Here is a 1,019-nt window from a genome sequence, read left to right on the forward strand (position 1 = left end):
AGCACATAGGGGTGGGACTTGTGCCAGTAGGGTGTCTCCATCTCGCGCAGCACGTCTCCGAAGGGGGTGAGCCAACGGGCATACCAATAGCGGTCGATAAACCATTCGGTCTCGATAAGGGGTATTTCGTCGGGGGCGAGCCCTTGTGCCGCGCCTTGCCGGATACGGGCTTCGTTGATGGCTTGGATTTTGGGGTAATCTTCTATTTCGATTTTATAGTATTGCGCTTCAAGTACATCATGGCATTTGATGCGTTCTTTGGATTCTCTGCGCCATATTTCTATGACCCGGCACATGTTATAGTCTTCCGGAACGAGGAAGGTGAGATTGTCCAGATGGTCTGATGTCAGATTTTCATAGTTCGAGCGCAGGCAGTCTTCTGTGGCCGTGGCGTAAATCTGCTTCAGTTCCAGGGCTTTGTTCCTATCATTCCCGGCGAAGGTGGCGATAAGGTCGGATATGGAGAGGTCGTGTATCTCCCCGATGAGGTTGCAGTCCCAATAGCGGTAGTCGGCCATGCGGTTGTCAAAAAAGAGGCGGTTTTCGTTGACTACGGTAACGAAGGCGTCTTCTTTGTTGAGTGCGGCATTCCAGCCGTATTGTATCTTGTGACAACAGAGTGCCGATATGAGGTATTGTTCGAGGGTACGGCGGTCGATGTCCCACATCTTGTTGAGGGTGTAGGCGTATTTCATGATGATGGACATCATCTCCCCGAGTTTCTGCTCGTCCCGGTCGCTGGCTACGCATACGGGTTCGGTCTGGTTGGAAGCGAACTGCCCGAGCACCGATTTTACGAGTTGCCGTATCATATTGTTTTTCAAGGGTATTTTGCCTTGTGCCTTGATATAGGTCTCTTCGGTTATCCATTTTCCGGTGGCGGGGTCTTTGATACGGTCGTTCCATTGCTTGCCGTAGGTATAGTCCCGGCAGCGGCGTGCATTTTTGCGGAACTTATCCAGCCCGTCCCACGCTCTGGATGCTTCGAGTATGATGTTTGCCGTATCGGTATTGCGCAC

Annotated in this window: 1 pseudogene; it reads right to left on the minus strand. The window is 51.9% G+C overall.

Annotation, left to right across the window (positions count from 1 at the left end):
- Positions 1 to 1,019 (minus strand): annotated as a pseudogene (locus BN2628_RS17330) (hypothetical protein); the annotation flags it as partial.

This window comes from Gabonia massiliensis (assembly GCF_001403595.1).
In the GTDB taxonomy this organism is placed as follows: Bacteria; Bacteroidota; Bacteroidia; order Bacteroidales; family Coprobacteraceae; genus Coprobacter; species Coprobacter secundus.